The sequence below is a fragment of the Geobacillus thermocatenulatus genome (assembly GCF_002217655.1).
GTDB lineage: Bacteria > Bacillota > Bacilli > Bacillales > Anoxybacillaceae > Geobacillus > Geobacillus thermocatenulatus.
The window spans coordinates 354,884-375,743 of record NZ_NEWK01000001.1 but is presented as its reverse complement, the minus strand read 5'-3'; the positions used below and the strand labels follow the sequence as shown (position 1 = coordinate 375,743).

General features: G+C 43.2%; 19 protein-coding genes, 6 pseudogenes and 1 riboswitch. Of the genes and pseudogenes, 6 read left to right on the top strand and 19 right to left on the bottom strand.

Annotated features, from left to right (window positions below; genetic code table 11):
- Positions 1 to 395 precede the first annotated feature (395 nt).
- From B9L19_RS01915 to B9L19_RS01895, 5 genes and pseudogenes are all read left to right on the top strand, one after another.
- Positions 396 to 1,274, top strand: coding sequence for an IS982 family transposase (locus tag B9L19_RS01915; RefSeq protein ID WP_089113823.1), 879 nt, complete (start codon positions 396 to 398; stop codon positions 1,272 to 1,274).
- A 40-nt stretch (positions 1,275 to 1,314) separates the two neighbouring features.
- A complete protein-coding gene (locus B9L19_RS01910; protein WP_208615366.1) occupies positions 1,315 to 1,617 on the top strand; it encodes an HNH/ENDO VII family nuclease in 303 nt (100 codons plus the stop codon).
- A gap of 17 nt (positions 1,618 to 1,634) precedes the next feature.
- Complete coding sequence (locus B9L19_RS01905; RefSeq protein ID WP_025950013.1) at positions 1,635 to 2,102, top strand: SMI1/KNR4 family protein; 468 nt, start codon at positions 1,635 to 1,637, stop codon at positions 2,100 to 2,102.
- Positions 2,103 to 2,250: 148 nt separating this feature from the next.
- Positions 2,251 to 2,601: pseudogene (locus tag B9L19_RS01900) on the top strand (transposase); the annotation flags it as partial.
- Positions 2,602 to 2,677: 76 nt separating this feature from the next.
- Positions 2,678 to 2,930 (top strand): annotated as a pseudogene (locus B9L19_RS01895) (transposase); the annotation flags it as partial.
- On the opposite strand, the pseudogene B9L19_RS01890 reads toward B9L19_RS01895, so the two are convergent.
- From B9L19_RS01890 to B9L19_RS01810, 19 genes and pseudogenes are all read right to left on the bottom strand, one after another.
- A pseudogene (locus B9L19_RS01890) lies at positions 2,931 to 3,155 on the bottom strand (RNA-guided endonuclease TnpB family protein); the annotation flags it as partial. It abuts the pseudogene before it with no gap.
- A gap of 138 nt (positions 3,156 to 3,293) precedes the next feature.
- The gene (locus B9L19_RS01885) at positions 3,294 to 3,662 is read right to left on the bottom strand and encodes a type II toxin-antitoxin system VapC family toxin (protein WP_025949135.1); all 369 of its coding nucleotides are present in this window, start codon (positions 3,660 to 3,662) and stop codon (positions 3,294 to 3,296) included.
- On the bottom strand, positions 3,649 to 3,891 hold the full coding sequence (locus tag B9L19_RS01880) for a hypothetical protein (RefSeq protein ID WP_025949136.1): 243 nt from the start codon (positions 3,889 to 3,891) through the stop codon (positions 3,649 to 3,651). Before B9L19_RS01880 ends, B9L19_RS01885 begins: the two co-directional genes overlap by 14 nt.
- 368 nt (positions 3,892 to 4,259) lie before the next feature.
- On the bottom strand, positions 4,260 to 4,400 hold the full coding sequence (locus B9L19_RS18910; protein ID WP_169714166.1) for a hypothetical protein: 141 nt from the start codon (positions 4,398 to 4,400) through the stop codon (positions 4,260 to 4,262).
- Positions 4,378 to 6,714 (bottom strand): bifunctional 2',3'-cyclic-nucleotide 2'-phosphodiesterase/3'-nucleotidase, encoded by a 2,337-nt coding sequence (locus B9L19_RS01875; RefSeq protein WP_089113822.1) that lies wholly within the window; start codon positions 6,712 to 6,714, stop codon positions 4,378 to 4,380. Before B9L19_RS01875 ends, B9L19_RS18910 begins: the two co-directional genes overlap by 23 nt.
- Positions 6,715 to 6,913: 199 nt before the next feature.
- Positions 6,914 to 7,018: pseudogene (locus B9L19_RS18505) on the bottom strand (IS982 family transposase); the annotation flags it as partial.
- 318 nt (positions 7,019 to 7,336) lie between these two features.
- Complete coding sequence (locus B9L19_RS01870; RefSeq protein WP_244182596.1) at positions 7,337 to 7,831, bottom strand: hypothetical protein; 495 nt, start codon at positions 7,829 to 7,831, stop codon at positions 7,337 to 7,339.
- Positions 7,818 to 8,063, bottom strand: a complete 246-nt coding sequence (locus tag B9L19_RS19240) for a hypothetical protein (protein WP_244182595.1) — start codon at positions 8,061 to 8,063, stop codon at positions 7,818 to 7,820. Before B9L19_RS19240 ends, B9L19_RS01870 begins: the two co-directional genes overlap by 14 nt.
- Positions 8,064 to 8,092: 29 nt before the next feature.
- A riboswitch (cyclic di-GMP riboswitch) is annotated at positions 8,093 to 8,175 on the bottom strand.
- A 96-nt stretch (positions 8,176 to 8,271) separates the two neighbouring features.
- Positions 8,272 to 8,736 carry a hypothetical protein gene (locus tag B9L19_RS01865; protein WP_025949576.1) on the bottom strand — a complete coding sequence of 155 codons (465 nt, stop codon included), beginning with the start codon at positions 8,734 to 8,736 and terminating at the stop codon, positions 8,272 to 8,274.
- Between the two features lie 81 nt (positions 8,737 to 8,817).
- Positions 8,818 to 9,234 (bottom strand): hypothetical protein, encoded by a 417-nt coding sequence (locus B9L19_RS01860; protein ID WP_033024147.1) that lies wholly within the window; start codon positions 9,232 to 9,234, stop codon positions 8,818 to 8,820.
- A 188-nt stretch (positions 9,235 to 9,422) separates the two neighbouring features.
- Positions 9,423 to 9,773, bottom strand: a pseudogene (locus B9L19_RS01855) (JAB domain-containing protein); the annotation flags it as partial.
- Positions 9,774 to 10,066: 293 nt separating this feature from the next.
- On the bottom strand, positions 10,067 to 11,308 hold the full coding sequence (locus tag B9L19_RS01850; RefSeq protein WP_025949578.1) for an EAL and HDOD domain-containing protein: 1,242 nt from the start codon (positions 11,306 to 11,308) through the stop codon (positions 10,067 to 10,069).
- A 554-nt stretch (positions 11,309 to 11,862) separates the two neighbouring features.
- Positions 11,863 to 13,128 carry an Ig-like domain-containing protein gene (locus B9L19_RS01845; protein WP_089113821.1) on the bottom strand — a complete coding sequence of 422 codons (1,266 nt, stop codon included), beginning with the start codon at positions 13,126 to 13,128 and terminating at the stop codon, positions 11,863 to 11,865.
- Between the two features lie 794 nt (positions 13,129 to 13,922).
- Positions 13,923 to 14,072, bottom strand: coding sequence for a hypothetical protein (locus tag B9L19_RS18905; protein WP_157720883.1), 150 nt, complete (start codon positions 14,070 to 14,072; stop codon positions 13,923 to 13,925).
- A 215-nt stretch (positions 14,073 to 14,287) separates the two neighbouring features.
- Positions 14,288 to 15,694, bottom strand: a complete 1,407-nt coding sequence (locus tag B9L19_RS01835; RefSeq protein WP_025950809.1) for an undecaprenyl-phosphate glucose phosphotransferase — start codon at positions 15,692 to 15,694, stop codon at positions 14,288 to 14,290.
- 131 nt (positions 15,695 to 15,825) lie between these two features.
- On the bottom strand, positions 15,826 to 17,196 hold the full coding sequence (locus tag B9L19_RS01830) for a sugar phosphate nucleotidyltransferase (RefSeq protein ID WP_025950808.1): 1,371 nt from the start codon (positions 17,194 to 17,196) through the stop codon (positions 15,826 to 15,828).
- 6 nt (positions 17,197 to 17,202) lie between these two features.
- Positions 17,203 to 18,333, bottom strand: coding sequence for a glycosyltransferase family 4 protein (locus tag B9L19_RS01825; protein WP_025950807.1), 1,131 nt, complete (start codon positions 18,331 to 18,333; stop codon positions 17,203 to 17,205).
- Between the two features lie 384 nt (positions 18,334 to 18,717).
- Positions 18,718 to 19,824 (bottom strand): glycosyltransferase family 4 protein, encoded by a 1,107-nt coding sequence (locus B9L19_RS01815; RefSeq protein WP_025950806.1) that lies wholly within the window; start codon positions 19,822 to 19,824, stop codon positions 18,718 to 18,720.
- A 78-nt stretch (positions 19,825 to 19,902) separates the two neighbouring features.
- Entirely contained in the window at positions 19,903 to 20,442 is a 540-nt protein-coding gene (locus B9L19_RS01810) for an IS630 family transposase (RefSeq protein ID WP_244182594.1), read from the bottom strand.
- A gap of 11 nt (positions 20,443 to 20,453) precedes the next feature.
- Here B9L19_RS01810 and B9L19_RS18500 point away from each other — a divergent pair.
- Positions 20,454 to 20,558 (top strand): annotated as a pseudogene (locus tag B9L19_RS18500) (IS982 family transposase); the annotation flags it as partial.
- Positions 20,559 to 20,860: the final 302 nt, after the last annotated feature.

Below are 20,860 nucleotides of genomic sequence, written 5' to 3'. Positions count from 1 at the left end.
TCGGATCTTCTCCAAAAGTTGTACTTGATTTTTTCTGAACATCCCCTATTTACGCTTGTGAGGGAACATCAGCACTTTTTGCCTATCCTTGTCAGGAAACCACATTGCTTGTCAAGTATATGTTGTGGTGAAGAGTCCAATATTTAGTGTGACAGAGAACCGAACAACGAGCCGCCTCCCAGACAAATTTGTCTGGGAGCGGTGTTGTTCGGTCACCCGACAGTCGAAAAATAACGAGTACCCCATCAAAAAGAAAAATGTTAAAGTTTCAACGTGCATTTATATAGATTTAACCCGTGGTGCTAGATAAAATCAGACAAGCATAAAAATAGCCCTTGCCTGGCGGATCTCCTGTAGAATGAAAGTGCGACCTACCATTCGAAAGGAGAATCCCCATGCAAGAGCACTTTCATTTTACTACAGATCGGTCCAAGATTCAAAAGCAATATGCCGCCATTTTCGTTTTTGTTTCTGCCCAACTTTCATGCATTCAGGTGCATCTTCATCGTCGAAATCGCCATTTGGTCAAGCAAGAGGACGCTGTCATCATCGCCATTCATCTTTTAGGAAAGCTGCTCGGTTTTACTTCTGAACGGGCGTGGCATCGCTTTGTGATCGGGAACTTGTTCCCAAAGGAGAAATTTCTGGAACGTTCCCGGTATCATCGTCGTTGTCGATCACTGCGTTTTGCGATCAAATGGATTCGCCATGAATTGGCGAAACGCGGGCAGCACCATGCCTACGCTGTGGTGGATAGCTTGCCAATCGAGTTATGTCATGCCGTGAGAATGAACCGGGTCAAACGGTTTCAAGGAATCGCCGATATCGGGTATTGTACTTCGAAAAAGCAATGGTACTACGGGTTTAAGCTGCACCTTCAAGTGACCGATCAAGGGCTGCCGATGGGATACGTGGTGACGGAAGCATCTTGCCACGATCGAATGGCAGCCGAAAGCGTCATGACCCAAATTCCTCACCCCTATAACTTTGGGGACAAAGGATTCATCAGCCGTAACTTGCAAAAAAGGCTGTACGAAGAATACCAAATGGCGCTTTGGACTCCGTCTCGAAAAAACCAGAAACATCGTGCGTCTGAGACATGGGAGCCGTGGATCCAACAAAAACGCAACGTGATCGAGACAGTGTTCTCGGTTCTGGTTGACCAATATTGCATCACGGGGATCCGAGCCAATTCGATCATCGGATTTGAAGTGGCGTTAGACGGTATATGGTTAGCCTATTCCCTGGTTACACTTGGGCTAGTTGAGCGCTAAAGCTCAACTAGCACCACGGGTGACAACCGTATATAAGAACGTGAAAGTTTATCAGAGAGATGATATTATAGACCCACATATGAAAGATGCGCGTGGTAGAACTAATCTTGAAAGAATGGAAAAGGGGTTAGCACCGTTAGGTTCAGATGGAAAGCCTATAAATCTCCATCACATGACACAAAGAAATGAAAGTTCTATTGCTGAGGTTACACAAACATTTCACAAAGAAAATAGTAAGATAATCCACATTAATCCTAATACTATCCCTAGTGGGATTAACAGGAATGAATTTGATAAATGGCGCAAAGATTATTGGAAACATAGAGTTAGTGATTTTAAATAGTTCGAGGAGGGAAAAATATGAGTATGGAAGCATATAATCAAGCTAAAAAAATTATTTTGTCTAATGCAGAACTAAGTGATTTTGTGGGTCCTCGCTCAAGAGAATTAATTATTCAAGCAGAAGAAAAACTTGGGTTAAAGTTCACAGGTTCATATTTGGATTTTCTGTTGTCTTTTGGTGCGGGTAACTTTGGTTCTCAAGAGATTTTTGGGATAATTAGTAGCGATTTTGAAAATTCTTCAGTTCCAGATGCAATATGGTATACTTTAACAGAGAGAAGAGAGGGTAATTTGCCAAGTAATTTATTAATCATTTACGATACAGGAAGTGATGAAGTTTTTTGTTTAGACTTTAACAAGATTGATAATAATGAACCTAAGGTTGTTTCATTTTTTCCAGGAGTTGACTTAGACAAACAAAAGTATGAAATAATTGCAAATGATTTCGGGGATTTCTTATTAGATTTAGTTAAACGTGAGCTGTAACCTATATTACCTCGATTGGCTATAAGCCTTTCGAGGTTTTTTGATGATGTATAAAATTTTGTGTAAAGCATTTTACTAGATCAAAATAAAAAAGGTAGGGTATTCTCTGATTGAACCCAAACATTCCAGAGAAAGGAGAACCCTACCTATGTCTAAAAGTATACCGAATGTCGACTGGGCCAATCAACTGGAAAGTGTCATTCGTCAGTTTGTGAAGGAAAAATTAGAACGGATCATGCGGGAAGAAATCAAACATTTCCTCGAAATCGAACAGGCCGGAACATCGAATATGAGAAACGGCTACTATCAACGAAATCTAGATACACAATATGGCCGGATTGAAGGGCTTTTGGTCCCTAGAGACCGAAACGGAGAATTTCAAACGCAGCTGTTTGCCCCTTATCAACGCCACACCGGCAGGCTCGAGGAAGCCATCATTAGGATGTATCAAAGTGGCATGAGTACACGGGAAATTGGCAAGTTTATCGAACGAATTCTAGAAGGCTGGTGAAAAAGTACACGCCAAGGCAGGGATTTAGGGGGCTTATGTCGAAAAAGGAAGAAAAATCGTTGGAATGGAGCGTGAGCGGATCCATGAAAGCCCCCAAAAACCCTTCGACTCAGCCTCGTCTGTTTCAAGTCATCGACATGGAAGAACTGGTTCCTCCACATCATATCTTGCGCCAAATCAACGAAGCGGTTGACTTTTCCGTCATTCACGATTGGGTGGCTCCCCTGTACACGGAAAAAACGGGTCGCCCGGCGGCGGATCCGGAACGGCTGCTTCGCCTGATGCTGCTCTCGTATTGGTTCGACCACTCTGAGCGGGTTTTTCTTTTGGGACTTCACTTCTCGAATCGTCTGATTCACGACGGCGGAAGGAAACCGCTGCGACGAAAACGCTTTAAATAATTTGCTCGTCGCTTGATTCAGCTTGGGATGATTCAACAGCCAATTCGCAAACGCGGTATTCACTTCTGTCATCCGTTCGTACATGTCTTGTTTGGCTTTCGTCGGCTTGTGCAGTTCCAGCCTTAGCGTGATCGTCGGCATGGATTCACCTCCTTCTAGCGATGACATGATACCATGTTTTTATAATTATTCAATATTAGTAAAACGACTCACTTTCATCCCACCCCTAAAGGAGTAAGCTTTCCCACTCGCGGGTCTGTAACAAGTATATCATGATGTCTATTCCTCAAGTACCTTGTTCAGCTTCTTATCAAAAGTATATACCTCGTATCCCTTTACTTTATGATAGGCGTACAAAAGGGCATCCACAAAGTCCAGTCGTCTTCTGCCAAACAGAATGAGCGCTTCCTCTACTATCTCGATATCATCCACGTCGATATTATCGTATTTGAACAGTTCTAAAAGAGTATCGCTGATCTCAGCATTTGCGACATTGTACACTTTTTCAAGAACATAGATAACTTCAACGACTACTTCCTTTAGCAATAACACCTTGTTATTTTCAATAATCGTTGCCGCTTTAGCCGACAAATCATCATGATCATTAAGCAGGTATCTTAGAATAATGTTTGCATCAATGATTTTCATATTGATCCACCACAGCTTGAGACCAGGCATCGCTTTCTTGAGCCTGCAAATCCTCATTTTTGTATTTTGACAGAGCCCCTCTTAAGCTCTTTCTTTCTGATTGTTCTGAATTTTCTTCGTCTACATAGGGAAGGATAATGACTTCCACTTTCCTATTTTTTAATGATTCAGGTATATCTATGAACTTTTCTAGATCATTGCTGTTTTTTATTACTCTCACAAAATCCATGCTTCTTCGCTCCTTTCATTGAACGCTCTCCCACCTACGCTTACGCTTCGAGGCGTTCGAGGCGGGAGATGATAAAGCGGAACTCTTTAAACATATTATACCATTTTCATTGTACATTATCACACAAAAATTCAATTGATGAGTCAGTCAAGAATTTATCGGGAAAATCCACAGAATATTCCTCTGTTTATCTGAATGCATGCATTTATTACTATATTCTGATAATAAGTGAAATTCCTACCGTTATGTTCACACTTCATATCGAACGCTTTCACTCATGAAAACGTCATCCACTCCACTTGAAGGAAAAAAGCTGCCTTTAGCCGAAACAGGCATACATCCCTGACGGCTAAGACAGCTATTTCACTTTATTGCCCATTCACCAACTTCAACTTCTCCTTTGACGGCGTTTCGTAGCGGATGTGCGTGTCGATGTCGGTCACGTAATACCCGCCGCCGACCGCGTACTGCCCGCCGAAGCGCGCGTCATACCCGTAGACGCGGTACACCTCCCCAGGCTGTAAGATGCGACGGCGTTTCGTAGCGGATGTGCGTGTCGATGTCGGTCACGTAATACCCGCCGCCGACCGCGTACTGCCCGCCGAAGCGCGCGTCATACCCGTAGACGCGGTACACCTCCCCAGGCTGTAAGATGCGGACGAACACAAGGCGCCCATCCTTCGCCCGTTTCCATAGATTGATCGGCTTTTGCACTGTCAAGCGGCCGATTTGTCCTTTTTTCAACTCCACGCCATCCCAGTAGACTTTTTTCACTTGGCTTGGAGGAGTGGTTGGCTTCTCGGGCTGCTTGGGCGGGTTGGGCTTTTCTTCCTTCCAAAGCGGCAAGGCAAATTCATATTGGGCAAATCCGCTCGGCAAGGCGGCGACATAGCGGATGCTACCGTCTTGCGGCAAGTATTTTTGCGCTTCCGGCGACGATTCAAACGTGACGGTCACCGGCGCTTTCCCTTTCACTGGCGCAAACCGCCAGTTGCCATCCGCCGACGGGTTGATCGTTCCGTTTTCCCGAATGTAATCGATGATCACTTGCCGGTTTTCATCCGGCGCAGCCAAAATCGTGTTTTTCCCGCCCGGATTGATGATCCGGTTTGTCGTCGCCCGATAGTTGTTCGTTGCGACGATAAATTCCATGTTCGGCGTCACTTGCTTGCCTTCGAATTTCAAGTTTTTAATCCGGTTCGCATTCGGATTGATCACATTTTGGTTTTTGTCGTATTTCGCCGGCTCGGTGACATCGATCTCGTACGTCACGCCATCCATAATGTCAAAGTTGTACGTCGGGAAGTCGTTGTTGACGAGTGGCTGAACGTCTGTCTTGTTCGGGTCGATTTGGTTGAATTGCCCCGCCGACCACTCAAGCCATTCTTTCAACTCGGCTCCCGTAATTTTCAGCGCATACACCGTGTTCGGATACAAGTACAAATCAGCAACGTTTTTAATGGCGATTTCCCCTGCCGGGATGTCGGTATAGTAGCTCGCCCCGCCGCGTCCGCCGGCTTTGAACGGAGCGCCGGCCGACAACACCGGAAGACCTTCATATTTCGTCCCTTTCAACATCTTTTCGACATACCATTTTTGCGCATTCGTGACGATTTGCACGGACGGATCGTCTTTGATAAGCGCAAAATAGCTGTTGATCGGACTCGTTGTTTTTCCAACCGGGCTGCGGACGTACTGAATCGTCGCTTCATGTTCCGCTTGGATCGCCTGCTCAACAGCCGGGTCGCTGTCGACAAGCGGCGTTTTCGTCGCCTTGTCATACACTGGACGGAGTTGGGCTTTCGCTTGCGTCACTTTCCATTTTCCGTCGACTTGCTCGACCGTCAAGTCGATCACGCCGAGCGTATCGCCCCATGAACCCGGCATCGTCACAGGAACACCGTTAATCGTGCCGGTTTCATTGTTGATTCCGTTTCCGTCCGGAAAATCTGGTGTCGTGCCTGGAAGGGCCGGGAATTTTTTATGCTGGTGGCCGGTCAACACGGCGTCGACCCCCGGAATTTGCGTCAAATAATACGATGCATTTTCCATATTCGGGCTGTTTCCGCCGGTCTCAATGCCCGAGTGCGATAGCACAACGATCAAATCGGCCCCTTCCGCTTTCATTTTTGGAATATACTTTTGCGCCGACTGCACAATGTCTTTCGCAATCACTTTCCCTTGCAAATTCGCTTTGTCCCAATCCATAATTTGCGGCGGCACAAAGCCAATGACGCCGATCTTCAGCGTATGTTTCTCCCCGTCTTCATCAACGACTTCTTTCTCTAAAATTTGATACGGCGTGAAATAGTTGACATCGTTATCCGGATTTTGATCATGATCGTCACGGTACACGTTCGCATTCACGATCGGCAGCTTGGCATCGTCATACACTTCATTGAGGAAATCCAAGCCGTAGTTGAACTCATGGTTCCCGACTGTTGCCGCATCGTACTTCAACAAATGCAACAGTTTCACCGCTGGATGCACTTCTCCGTCTTGCAGCGGCTTCACTTTGGCCACATAGTCGCCAAGCGGCGTTCCTTGAATCAAGTCCCCGTTGTCAAACAGAAGCGTATTCGGCTGTTCAGCGCGCGCCTGCTCGATCAAACGTGCCGTTTTCGACAACCCGAACTCATTCGTTGGACTATCTTTGAAATAATCGTAGTTGACAAGATTCATATGTACGTCCGTCGTCTCTAAAATGCGCAGCTTGACGACATCTCGGTCTTCCGCGCCCGCTGCGGTCGGCGACACAGCCGGAGCAAGCAGCCCCAACGCCAACACCACGCTCGCCGCCGCGTATTTGTTCCGTTTTTTCAATGCCCATCCCCCTCACTCAGATCAAATCATTCTCATCTCTATACATATTACCATAAAAGCAACAAAATTTTGATAGAAAAGGTCCATGGGCAGCGCGCTTTGCCCTCCACCCAGGGATGAAAATCATGCGTCAGTCCTGCATTTTCACGGAAAAAACAAACAAAAAGAAATAGAGGAAACCCGTGGTGATAGTTGAGCGTCAGCGCTCAACTAGCCCTAGTGTGACCAGGAAATACGCCAACAAGATGCCATCGAGTGCCACTTCAAACCCGGCAATGGAATTCGCTCGAATGTCGGTGATCCGGTTGAGGATGGTTGATCTTTTCAATCTTCTTTTCTACATTCATGCTGTATATTATCATTGAAACCTCCGTCCGAAGAGCGATTGACAGCTCAACATTAGAAAGAATGACAGCCAACATTAAAGGAGTGACGCGCATCGTTAAGAGGAGTAGATAAGGAAGCAGAAAAGCTGTTCAAATAATCCATTATCCGCAAAGAGAATATGCCTCGAAGGAATGTCTTTTCTAAAAGTGCAGGAAAAGAAGCAACCCAAACAAAAATAGAAAATCACCATTGCAACACAACGAAGAGCGCCCTCCACTGGCGCCCTTCCTTATTTCTATAGCAAATTGAGCAACGCCTTTTTGTTCGCTTGCACTTGGTCGTTCAACGCCTTGACTTTTTCTTTTACCTTCTGAATGTCTGCGTTGTTGGCGCCGACTTTCTTTTCAAGAGCGCGAATGTCATTCGTCACCGCCCGCAGCTGGTTGGACAGGGCAATGAGCTGGCCGATGAGGCCAACAATTTGCTCTTCTTTTTCTTCATCGAGTTCCTCTTGGTCTTCACCAACAGGTTGTGGAGAAGTCGGAGACGGCGCCTCCGTTACTGTTTGCCCGCTGGACGCCGGAGCTGCAGCGTCATTAGCGGCTACGGCTTGTCCGCTCGGAGCGTCAGTTGCCACTGTGGCTTCTGTCGGTTGAGAAGCGGACGACTCGCCCGTTGACGCCGAATCCGCAGGCGTCGACGAGGTTTGCGTATCCGTCGCCGGTTCGGCTTCACTCAATGCTTGAATGCGAGCGGTCACTTTGTCTAAACGTTCTTCAATTTGGCTCACTTTTTTTATGTAACTGCGCCAACTTTTGCGCAAGCCATTTTTGTTGCTTGGACGATTCCTGTTTTTTCTTCGCCTCTGTTTCCTTTGGCTCCGTCTTCTTCTTGACGACGACTTCCACTTTCTTCACCATCGTTTCGCGCTCATGCGCTTTGCCCGCAGGCTTGGCGGCCGCCCACGCCGGAGAGGCAACGAGCATCGACGCCACCAAAATCGGCCATCCTTTCTTTAACATTACCAATTCCTTCTTTTATATTTTTTGGTAATGGCAGCTGGCTGGCATAGGTTTCCCCTTAGCCCCTGTAGCTTTGTGACGCTAAGTTTCCTTAGCTGTACCTTTATCATGATTGTACCATGATTTTCTTCGCAAGGAAGCGAGACGAAATGACTATTTTCGACCTTTGAACCATTTCATATATGCCTCAAACGTTCCTAGTTCACCATTAAATCCCTAGTTGAAGCTCGTGTACAGGATATTTGCTTTTTGTCACAACTCCCGGGCTCCGCAATGTTTCATGCACCTTCTCATTATACAACCGAACGTTTTCATTGATGATCTTCCACTCCACCGATCGCTGGTGGCAAAACCCATCGATATCATTGTCGAGATGTTTCACATAGCGATAGGGGCCAATGATGCCGATGCTGAGCCATGCACCATGGCGAACCAACACGACATCCCCTTGTTCCATCGTATGGACAAACGTCCAGATCGCCCCAAGAGCGTTGCCAAGCTTCGCCCCTGAATAATGGTACACATTGCGCAGTCGTTCTCTCAGTTCATCTTTGCTTATGCCGTTCAAATTGCCAATCAGCGGCCAGCCAATCCCAATGACCTGATCGCGAATGAATTCGTCGTACCGCTGAAACCCATGCGGCTTCGTTTTCATTTGAAATACATGCGCCACTCCTAATCCCTCGTTTCCCTTTCCATCTCTGTCTTAGCCAAACCGCCCCATCCATCGAAAAGCGCCAGTCGCGCAACCGTTTCAACGTCTGGCATGCCTCTGAAGAACAGCCGTAATCGCCTCAATCGTTTCTTTGGCGGCATCCGTCAACGCTTCAAACTTAAAAGCAATCGACTGGGCGTTTGGATTGATGGCCGTCCCTTCTTTTCGATCTCTGCGAAACGCCGTGATCGCCTCCAAGTCTTGTTTGAGGCCATCCGGAAGCAGCGCTCGCTCGAACCTCCAGCTGACAATGTAAGGCTCTTTCATTGCGTAATCGTTGCTTCCTTCATATTGTATGGCCCCGATGCGTTTCTTCCCTTTCTCAGAAGCGGCATCATTCATAAACAACTGCACGGTTTGCTTTCCACGGCCATCACATACATGCAAGCCTGCTTCCATCGATTTGCTTGCAATGAAGTGAAACAGAGGTGCAATGGCAAAGCGGTACTCAAACATCTTCACCTTTTCTCCCCCCTTTTTTGTCATATTTGCAACAGGCTCATCTGCCCCCAACAAAATGACGAGCAATCTCCGTTCATGCATCATCAAAGGATTCTTTCAACAAAAACAAGCAAACTCCTGCATATGAATGAAAAAAATAGAGGCCCAACCAATGTTTCTCTGTTTCGATTAATCCTCGAGTGGATCCTTCCTGCCTCCACGAGCCTTTTTGTCACTTCAATGTCTTCCCTCGACGGCTCGCAATGACCGCTGGGATGATTATGGGCTACGATGATGGAAGCCGAGTTGGAGAGAATGGCAGCCTTCATCACCTCCCTCAGATGCACGATACTAGCGTTCAGGCTTCCGACATGGCAGACGTTAATGGCAGTCGGCTGGTTTTTCGTGTCAAGGCAGACAACGACAAACTTCTCGCGGTCGGCTTCAGCAAGGAATAGCTTCAACAACTTGTACGCATCCTCTGGGGATTTGATTTGCCGCTCCTTGTACAGCACGCTAGACTCTCGAACGAGCTTCAGGCTCACGATGTTGATGCGCTTCGCTGGCTACTTGACAGATACCTCTCTTTCTAGCAACTCCAGTTGCTGGTGGTTAACGGTTTGGTACTTGCTCATCCCTTTCCCTCCTAAAACAAAAATAGCCCCAATTCCCCAAAAGGAATTGAGGCACTAGACTATAGGCTCAAAATCATAATATATATTTGAAATCATGCTTGATACAGATTTGGGCAAAAAGAAAAGCCCCACAGAGATTTCTCTCCGTATGATTATTAGCTCCTCATTCTAACGTTATATTACATGCAACATAAAGAGTTAACTTCTCATCCCTACAAAATCCCCTGCACCCGCACCGACCACTCAATCGCTTCCTGGTAGCGCGACAACACCTCATCCTCCGCCAAGCCCCATTGTCCGCATAGCCGTATCATCTGTTCCCAGTCCCCTCGCTCCATGCACCAAACAAGGTCATAGACAGCGCAAAAACGACCTGTTTTATGCAAAAGGCAGGCTTGTATATCGTCATGAATATTCAGATCGTCTAAAATTTGCGGCAATGGTTGATGCAAAAGAACGTCCAACAGCGAACAAACCCCCATTAAAAACAAACTCGCCTTGTCCTGCTCATAGCCAAACAGCTCCCCCAACAATTCACAAGCTTTTCCTCGAATAAAAGACAATGTGACAATTTCTTCATACAGATGCTTTTGCCCATCTTGAGCATGCAGATCGTATAACTCTTGCAGGGCCAATACGGAGATCCACTTTTTCAATTCATTGATGCCCAATAACATGATCGCATGACGGATCGACTTAATTTTCGGGCGATGTGACACGATCATGGAATTGGCCAATTTCAACAATCGGTACGTGAGCGCCAGATCACGCTCAATCATCTCGGCAATTTCGTGAATATTCGGATCATCCTCGCTCAAACACCCCAACAGCGCCCAATAAGATGGATGGGAACCAAACGGGAGGGCTTTGTCCCCGTAAATCACAGGTTTGCTGAAGAAAAAGCCTTGGAAATACATGAATCCCATGTCAGCAGCCCGCCAAAATTGTTCATACGTTTCCACTTTCTCTGCCAGCCATTTAACGCCCAACGTTTTCGATATTTTCATGAACGACGATGCGTCCTCCATGGACACGCGGGAAAGGTCGACTTTAATGAGATCGACATATGGAAATAACGGAAGATAGGAACGGTCTAAAACAAAATCGTCGAGCGCGATCGTGTATCCTCGAGACTTCAACTTGCGACACACGGACAAAAGCCAGTTTGACATCGGGATCGTCTCCAAAATTTCCACTACGATCGCAGCCGGCGGGAATTGCAACGGCACTTCGTATTTCAACAAATTCTCTGTAAAATTGACAAAACACGGCTTTCCGTTGGTCAGCTTCTCGATCCCAATGTTCATAAAACTATTAATCAGCACTTCTAATGTGGCTTGATCGCCATTCAATCCATCGTAAAAATTGCGTTTGCCGCTTCGATAAAACAGTTCATACCCCACCACATTCCGTTCAATATCGAATATTGGCTGCCTCGCCACGTACACCTCCATGGCTGTCCATCCCTCCCCCTGCGCAATTGATGAAGACGGAGCCCATTTGTTCCCTTAGTTCTGCTCAAAGCCAGCGCTGGCTGGCTTGTCTCTCTACCTGAATCCATGACAGAAGCGTATCAAAAAAATGCTGAAAAACCCAATCATCCCGAGGTTCAACTTCATTTCTATTAGGAGAAGAACCCCCAAGGGCCATATTTGTTGATTTAACAAGGTTTTCTTGGCAGTTTTACACGCATCTTTATCAAGGATTCAGTTTTCTTTTTTATTGTACCATTTTTCTCTTTTTCTGGGGTTAGGAGGACAGTACTAATTCTTGACAGAGGGGATTCCGTCGGCTGCCGGTGTTCATGAATGGGCGGGGAAGCAATGGAGCGATCTTCTTCTGTTACTCCTAGGATATGGAAAGACGGAGGAGACTCTGTATTTTGTTTTTATGTCTCACATTTCACACCCTCCCACCAAAAAGCGGGAGGGTACAAAATGTGAGTTGCAAGATCCGTCTCCAACAAAAGTCAAAAGACATAGTATCGCTGTTGCACCCAAACTACTTTTTACTTTTTCACTTTTACAACTTCTGCAGTGCTCTTATTTCCAGCCCTGTCAACCGAAATGACTCGAATGAGAGTTCCTGCTTTTTGCGGTTTAATTTTCATCACATAGTTTCCATACTGATCCACTTTAGCACTACCAATCTTTTGATTTGCCACATATGCAATGACTGTGGAGTTCGCTTCCGCCTTACCTGTAATCACTTTAGATTTACTAGTAATACTATTTACAATTGGAGCAGTGGGAGGAATTCTGTCTACTACAACAACGACTCGCTCCTTGCTTGTATCGCCGAACTTATCCTTTACCATAATATAAAGTTTTGTTCCTGCGCTTTGTGTTGGAATCTTGATACTGAACAAACCTTTGCTGTCGCTTTTACCGTTATATACTTTTGAATTGATTTTTACAGAAACCGTTCCATTTGGTACTGTTTTTCCCGTTACAACATTGCTCTTATTGCTGACTAAATTTACAGTTGGCGGTGCAGGCAATAAATCAGGGCATTGGACGTTAAGTGTGTATTTCCCCGTATAAGAGCTTTCTTGATAAACTTTAATATAATATGTCCCTGCTTCAAGATCCACCCAGCCTGACCATTTGGCTGGATTCGCCGAATTGCCTTCAGAAACATATTTCCTGAATACTTCATTTCCATCTGAATCTTCCAATTTTATATTCACCGCAGCTATATAAGAATCCAGCTTAACCGTTACCCGGCCCGCTTTCGACAAATCAACCTTGTAAACATCCGCACTGTCATTCCAACTAATCAATCCGGTTACTGTTTGGCTATTGACCTTAAGTGGTTGAGCTTGTACTGTTCCATCATTGGGTTCAATTTCATTGTTATTGGCTTCTTGGTAGCTCACTTTTAAATCATATTTCCCTGTATAAGTATATTCTTTATAAACCTGAATATAATATGTCCCTGCTTCAAGATCCACCCAGCCTGACCACTTGGCTGGATTCGCCGAATTGCCTTCAGAAACATATTTCCTGAATACTTCATTTCCATCTGAATCTTCCAATTTTATATTCACCGCAGCTATATAGGAGTTGAGTTTAACTGTAATTCTTCCAGCTTTCTCTAAATTTATCGCATAGATTTGTTGATCATCAGTATCAGTAATGTATCCAGAAACGGATGTATCGAACGGCAGGTCTGTCGCTGAACTGGCGAATGCCGTATTCGTTTTCAGAAATGGGATAGTGAGAATAATGGCAAGAACGGAGAAAAAAGAAAATATCTTTTTAAAGTTTCTCATAAAAAAACTCCCCCCTAAAACTTCTTTCTGATGAAAGTCCTCTGGCTATGCCATTCGCCGAGTCTTGTGAAGCGAGTTACAAATCCCTCTGTACCCACACGGCCCACTCAATCGCTCCCTGATAACGCAACAGCAGCATCCTCCATCAGGCCCAAGCGTCTACAAACGCGTCATTTGTTCCCAATCTCCTCATTCCATACACCAGACGAGGTCATAGACAGCACAAAAGCGACACTTGTTATGCAAAAGACAAGCTTGTATATTCATCATGAATGTTCAGCTCGTCTAAAATTTGCGGCAATGATTGATGCAAAAGAACGTCCAGCAGCGAACAAACCCCATTAAAAACAAACTTGCCTTGTCCTGCTCATAGCCAAACAGCTCCCCCAAGCAATTCACAAGCTTTCCCTCTAATTAAAGGACAATGTGACAATTTCTTCATACAGATGCTTTTGCCCATCTCGAGCATGTAGATTGTACAACTCTTGCAAGGCCAATACGGAGATCCATTTTTTCAGCTCCACTTTTTCCGCCAGCCATTTAACTCTGAAAAAGTTGGATATCTTCATGAACGATGATGCGTCCTGCACAGAAACACGAGAAAGATTCACTTTAATGAAATCGTCGTACGGACACAAAGAGAGATAAGAACGGTCTAAAACAAAATCGTCGAGCGCGATCGTGTATCCACGGGACTTCAGCTTGCGGCACATTCGCAAAAGCCAATTCGACATCGGAATCGTCTCAAGGATCTCCACTAGAATCACAGAAGGTGGGAATTGCAATGGCACTTCCTATTTCAACAAATTCTCTGTAAAGTTGACAAAACAAGGCTTTCCATTGGTCAACTTCTCAATCCCAATGTTCATAAAACTGTTAATCAGCACTTCCAATGTGGCTTGATCGCCATTCAATCCATCGTAAATGCCGCTTCGATAAAACAATACCCCACCACATTCCGTTCAACATCGAATATCGGCTGCCTCGCCACGTATACCTGCATAGCTGTCCATCCCTTTCCCTGCGACTGATGATAGGCAATGCGTTTTGATGTTGCCACCAAAACAAGTATTGCCTAACTTTCGCGGCGGGGAGTATAATGTTGACTTTCTTCAATGGATTGTCACCAATCACATAAGTACACCCGTTCACGGGAATCCTAATAGGCATTTTTATTCACCAAACCATTTGTAATCGTACGTAAAATGATTTTAATATCTAGCCATAAACTCCAGTTCTCTATATAAAAAAGATCATGTTCAATTCTCGCACGAATCGATGTGTCACCACGCCAGCCGCACACTTGAGCCCAGCCAGTGATCCCTGGACGGACATGATGCTTAATCATATATTTCGGAATTTCTTCTTTAAACTTGTCAACAAAATAAGGACGCTCAGGCCGTGGGCCAACTACACTCATATCTCCTTTCAAGACATTGAAAAACTGAGGCAACTCATCTAAGCTTGTTTTCCGCAAAAACGCTCCAAATTTCGTCCGACGCGGATCGTTTTCGACTGTCCATTGAGTATCGGAAACGGACTGAGGCATATGGTTCATGGAACGAAATTTATACATATAAAACGTCCTTCTATTCAATCCAACCCGCTCTTGTTTAAAAATAATTGGACCTGGCGAAGTCAGCTTGATTCCAATGGCAATGGCAATCATCAGCGGGGCCGTTAAGATAATAGCCAGCAGTGAAAACAGAATATCAAATAATCTTTTCAGCACTCTATTTCGCAATTCATCCAACGGCACATCCCGCACATTGATGATCGGCAAATCGCCAAACAATTCAAAATGAGGCGAAGCTGGAAGGATATCATAAAAATCAGGAATAATCGAAGCACGCACTCCCATTTTCTCGCAAACCGATATAATCTCTCGATATTTGGGATAGGCTTGCAACGGGAGCGCCACAACCACTTCATCAATTAACTGGTGGATCAAAATATGTTCCAAATCCGATACTTTCCCAATAATAGGTTTATAGTGAGCAAAGCGCGGCTCATGCTTTGTCCGAAAGTCGTCCAAGAACCCGACGACCTCAAGCCCATATTCCGGATGCATTTGGAGATTTTCAAAGTACTTCCTTCCGATCGATCCTGCTCCAACAATTAGGACAAATTGCTTATTATACCCCTTTTTTCGTAATTGACGAAGACTTTGCTTCACTATATAGCGATATGTCGAGACAAGCGTGACGTTCCATATAAAATACAGCAAGAGAAATATCCTTGAGATATCAACCGTTTTCGACGTAAACAATACGCTTAATAATAGAAACATACTCAGCGTATGTACTTGCAATACTTTCGCTAATTCATTCAAAAACTTCTGCTTTCGTTTCGATTTGTACAATTCTATAAGATATCCCACTAAAACAGCAATCGCACCATAAATGAGGCTCCAAAACCAATAATTTTTCAATGGCAAATGGGCATCAGTCCCATCGTGAAATAGATGAAACTTTATCACCCATGATAGAATAAATGCGAACTGAACGATCGCAAAATCCATCGAAGCATAAACCTTTGTCAAAAATCGTTCTCGTCCTCGAATCATAACGATTCCCCCATATCCCGACCAAATTGCAACAGAAAATTGAAATTCATAGTAGTAAAGTTAATTTCTCTCTTTATTTTATCACAAGTTGGCAATTAAGATATAGCAATTTTCGACATTTTATTAAAAAATCACCTCGCATAACGACAAAACTGCTCAATCTCATCCCATGACATAAAAATGCGAATAATATCTTCCTCCATTAATGGTGTTCCTATCTGCACTTCAATCAACTCTAAGTCCGTAATCGCCTTCATCCCATGTTTCATGCCAACTGGAATGTCAAGCACATCCCCCGACTTCACGCGGCGAATTTCACCATTCAACGCAAATTCCCCTTCACCTCGAATGATCGTCCATACTTCCCTTCGATAGCGATGCATGTGATAACTTAAATTTTTTCCTGCCGCCACGCCAATCCGTTTTGTTAATACTTCCCGACCGTCTTCGAATTTTGTATAATCCAGCACCCGATACCAGCCCCAGCGGCGTTCCTCATACATCGGACGTTGATCAAACCCATTGACGAGGTCTTTAATCTTCGGGCTTTTTGCTTTATCGGCGACTAAAATTCCGTCCGGGCTTACCGCTACAATGGCGTTGGACACTCCCAGCACAGCGACAGGAATGTCAAGCTCATTAATCAAGTGGGTGTTTTCCGACTCCACCACAATCCCCTTGCCGATTTGGTTGGTCCCCATTTCTTCGGTTAACGTATTCCACGTGCCAAGGTCTTTCCAATACCCATCATACGGCAACACGACAATATGCTTCGTCTTTTCAACAATCTCATAGTCAAAGCTGATTTTCGGCAGTTCATTGTATTGCACCAACAATTCCTCATATTGAACAGAATATCCCTTCTCCTTCAATAACGAAATCACATAACCCAACCGAAACCCAAACACCCCGCAGTTCCAAAGCGCACCTTGCTTGATTAACTCTGCTGCTTTTTCTTCGGTTGGCTTCTCTGTAAAATGGATCACTTTTAAATAATGACCATCACTAGATTTAAAAGCGGGAACAATATAACCGTACTTCGCTGATGGATACGTTGGCTCGACACCGATTAACGCCAAATCAGCCCCACTCGTGAGCACAGTTTCCTCTAAATCTTTCACTCTATCAAAAAAACGATCCTCAACATACGGATCGACAGGCAACACCGCAATGACTTCATCTAAACCAATTCCTTCAACGCTATACAAATAAACCGATGCTAACGCGATCGCTGGAAACGTATCGCGCCGCATCGGTTCAATGATCATCGGGACATCTTGTCCTAATTGGCTTTGAATCATATCCACTTGGGATTTGCTTGTCGCAATCACAGCGGAATCAGCTAGGCCGACATTTGTTAATTGTCCCCATACGCGCTGCACCATTGATTGTAACTCACCATTTTGATTTTCTAGCACTTTTAAAAATTGCTTTGAACGTGCGTCGTTCGATAGGGGCCAAAGGCGTTTGCCCGAGCCGCCGGAAAGTAAAATTATCTTCATCAGCATTCACCTTCTTCTAAATTGTTCATACGTTTTTTCTAGTTTTTCTATCATTTTGTCTATAGTAAACTTTTCTATATAAATTTTATAACTCTGCTCACCTAAACTTTTAATTTTTTGTGGATTATTAATTAGAAATTCTAAAATCTGAACTGCTCCATTGACATCCTTAATATTAAATAAGTAACCGTTTATATCATGGAAAATTATTTCGTTATTTCCGGTTACATTAGTACCAACAATAGGTAATCCTTGGGAAAGTGCTTCAATAAGTGCATATGGCATCCCTTCATATAAGGAAGTTGTAATAAAAATATCAAATTCTGCTAGTTCACCAGAAATATTGTTTTTAAAGCCAACCAATTGAATTCTTTTATGAAGATTATCTTTTTCAATTTTATTCTTTAATATTTCATAAAAAGGTCCATCTCCTACATACCGAAAATCCACAGAGTCATATTTAGACACTATATTTTTAGCTATGTTATAGAATGTAATAGGATCTTTTTGTTCGGACAGTCTTGCAACTGTCCCAATAATTATTCTGTTTTTTTTCTGAATTTTTTTTGATCTATCTTTTTTAGATATGCCATTATAAATAACCATACTATTGCTAGTTGTAACTATTCCACTTTGTAGGGCAAACTGTCTTTCCCCTTCAGAAACATTTATAGTTACTTTTGTGATTTTACCAAATATTTTTTCTAACCCCACGTAAAACTTTACTTTTGTTTGGGAAAGATTCGGTGACTGTGCTATATACGCATGTGGAGTATAAATTATATTTTTAATGCCACATAAGTAGGCTGCAACTCTACCTAATGCTCCAGCTTTCGAACTATGACAATGAACAATATCAGGATTAATCCGATTAATTATTTTCATTATTTTTATTAATGCCTTGCTATCTTTTTTGATCGATATTTCTCGATCTAATTCCTTAAGTTCATACAGATGGATACCTTTTCGTTTTAAATTTGGAATGTTATCAAAAAATACTTTATCAGCTCTTTTTTTTCCATAAATTAGATGTATATCATACGAACCTAAATCAATATTTTTAATAATATCCAAAAGATGTCTCCGCACTCCTCCACCCATAGCTTCACATATATATAGTAGTCTTACCTTCTCCAATTTTTCACCCTTCCTCTAGAAATGTGGCATTGTCAAAAGTTTATCCTCTACACTCGCGATTTTCCCTTGAGTTTCAACGGCTAAACGCAAAAAAGCTTGCCACTGCCGTCGTTTCCAGCCATCACTAAAGCAGTCACACACTTAGCATCCAAAACAAAGGGATAACAAGCTTTGTTGCCTCATTGATTAGACTATTTGCTTGATTGTATATTTGATTGGTGTGATATTGAGAAAATTGTTGAATCTCGAGAGCTCAGACGAATCCATCCAAAAACCGTACTGGAAACTTCAGATCGATGATCTTCCGATCATCAATGTACCGCGCACCCTTGTTCTAACATTCATTCGTTCGGTCTCTTCACCAACCAAACACACAGAGACCGTCTAATCCCTATTTTTGTTATGAATGGCACTGTATAAATTACATGCCATGGTTTTAGGATGAAAAAATTCATCGATGGTACTTTTGTTATTCCCGCAAGTCATATCATTCTCTAAAAAATTAAGTAAAACTTCATATAACTCATTACTATCATTAGGTTTTATTACATATCCTAATATAGGACTTTTCACTGAAAGGTACTCTTTAAAACTACCTGTATCAGTTGCTACTACAATACATCCGAGATATATAGCAGTTTGCACTGTTTGTGTACCTGTCGAATCCCTATAAGGAAACACAGCAACTCTACTATTAAGAATATATTTAGCTAACTCATCATTAGATACATATTTATTAATAACTTCAACTTTATCTTTTAATTTCATGAGAAGACCATTGGTACAATTGTTAAGATTTCCAGGACCAACAATTAATGCTTTATAATCAATTCCGTTTATATGTAACTTATACAAAGCTTGCTCTAGTACATCCAATCCTTTGTATTGCTCAATTCGACCAAAAAATATAAAATCATAATACCTTTTATCATATGGTACTTCCTCCTGAACTAACGATGTTATTTCTTCCATATAAGGTAGGTAAATTACTTTTATCTTTTTCGAATCAGTCAAAGGATTTTCTTCTGCCAATTCTTTTAGATAGTTACTAGCTACAAATATATTATTAAGCCTTTTACCTGTTAACAACACACTTTCATTGATTTTAAACAAGATCTTATTTAATAATTTAACACCTGTATGAGGTTTGGGATCGTGCCACCAAAAACTGTAATCAATTTTATTATTCAATATCTTGACCAAAGAATTAAAAGGATTATCCGAATAAAAGAATAAATGCTGAATATCATTTTCTTTGATAAATCTTTTGATTTTTATTAATGAATCAATTTTTTTAAAAATATTCTTGTCTCTTTTATCAAAATTAACACTTAGTATTCTGTGACTTTCGTAATCAAATTCTGAATCGTTGTAACAAAAGCTTTTAATTATATAGATGTTCTTTTTTTCTGATAAATTATTACATAGACTTTTAAAAGAATCTCCTATTGCACTCCTCGAGGAATTAATACAAATTAGACAAATGTTCATTTTTATTCACCTGTTAATTATCACGAGTGTTGGTTACCCAAAATTATATACATACAACATGAAGAGTTAGCCTTTCCGTTATCCTGCACATCCTAAGCGCTGCAGCACTTCCTCCGGACGTTCGTGGATGTCGTCCACAAACCGAGCAATGGCCTGGACGATATCGTCTCGATTTTGGTGAAACACATTGGCGATCACGGTGTCTTTCAGCCATTTCCATAAGCGTTCAATCGGGTTCAGCTGTGACGAATAGGGAGGAAGGGAAAGAAAGTGAAAACACGGCCCTTCTTCCCGCCAAAATTCCTTGACCATGTTGGCATGGTGAATGCGGGCGTGATCCAACACCAAGATGATGAGACGGTCTGGATCGCGCTCTTTAAGCATTCTCAAGAAATCCAAGAACGTCGCGGCATGGGCAGCGGTCGTTGGATGAAGCACCGTTTCACCATCGTGGATGTTGACCGCGCCAAACCGCGATACGTGGGCATGATGGCCGAACGCCGGCACTTGTTTTTGGCGGCCGACTTCCGACCATGTGGACCGCAAGACATGGTAAGAGCGGATATGGGTTTCATCGATGTACAGAAGAACGGCATCTTCTGTCTCCTTGGTGATCAAGTTTTTTGATTCGGATCACCGAGATTCGAGCGAACTCGGTTTCTGGATTTGAAACGGCACTGGATGGTATTTTACTGGCTTACTCGCTTGTTGTTCTTGGGCTAGTTGAGCGTTAAGACTCAACTAGCACCACGGGTATATAGATTAATTTTCAAACTTACTGTAGATGAGCAAATTCACTAACATAAATTGACAACCAAACAAAAAAGGAGACATGAACCGGACTCCTTGGGTAAAATAGGCAAGATATTCCCATTGATGTGATCAAAAAACAGCTCCATGTCGCCTAAGGGGTACCCTGTTTGCCTCTCAGAACATGGAAATTATTGTAATCAAAAATGCTCATCTACAGAAACTTATATAAAGGCTCTATTGCTTAGCGTAAAAGCCTCTACCTATATCAATCTCTCAAATTAAT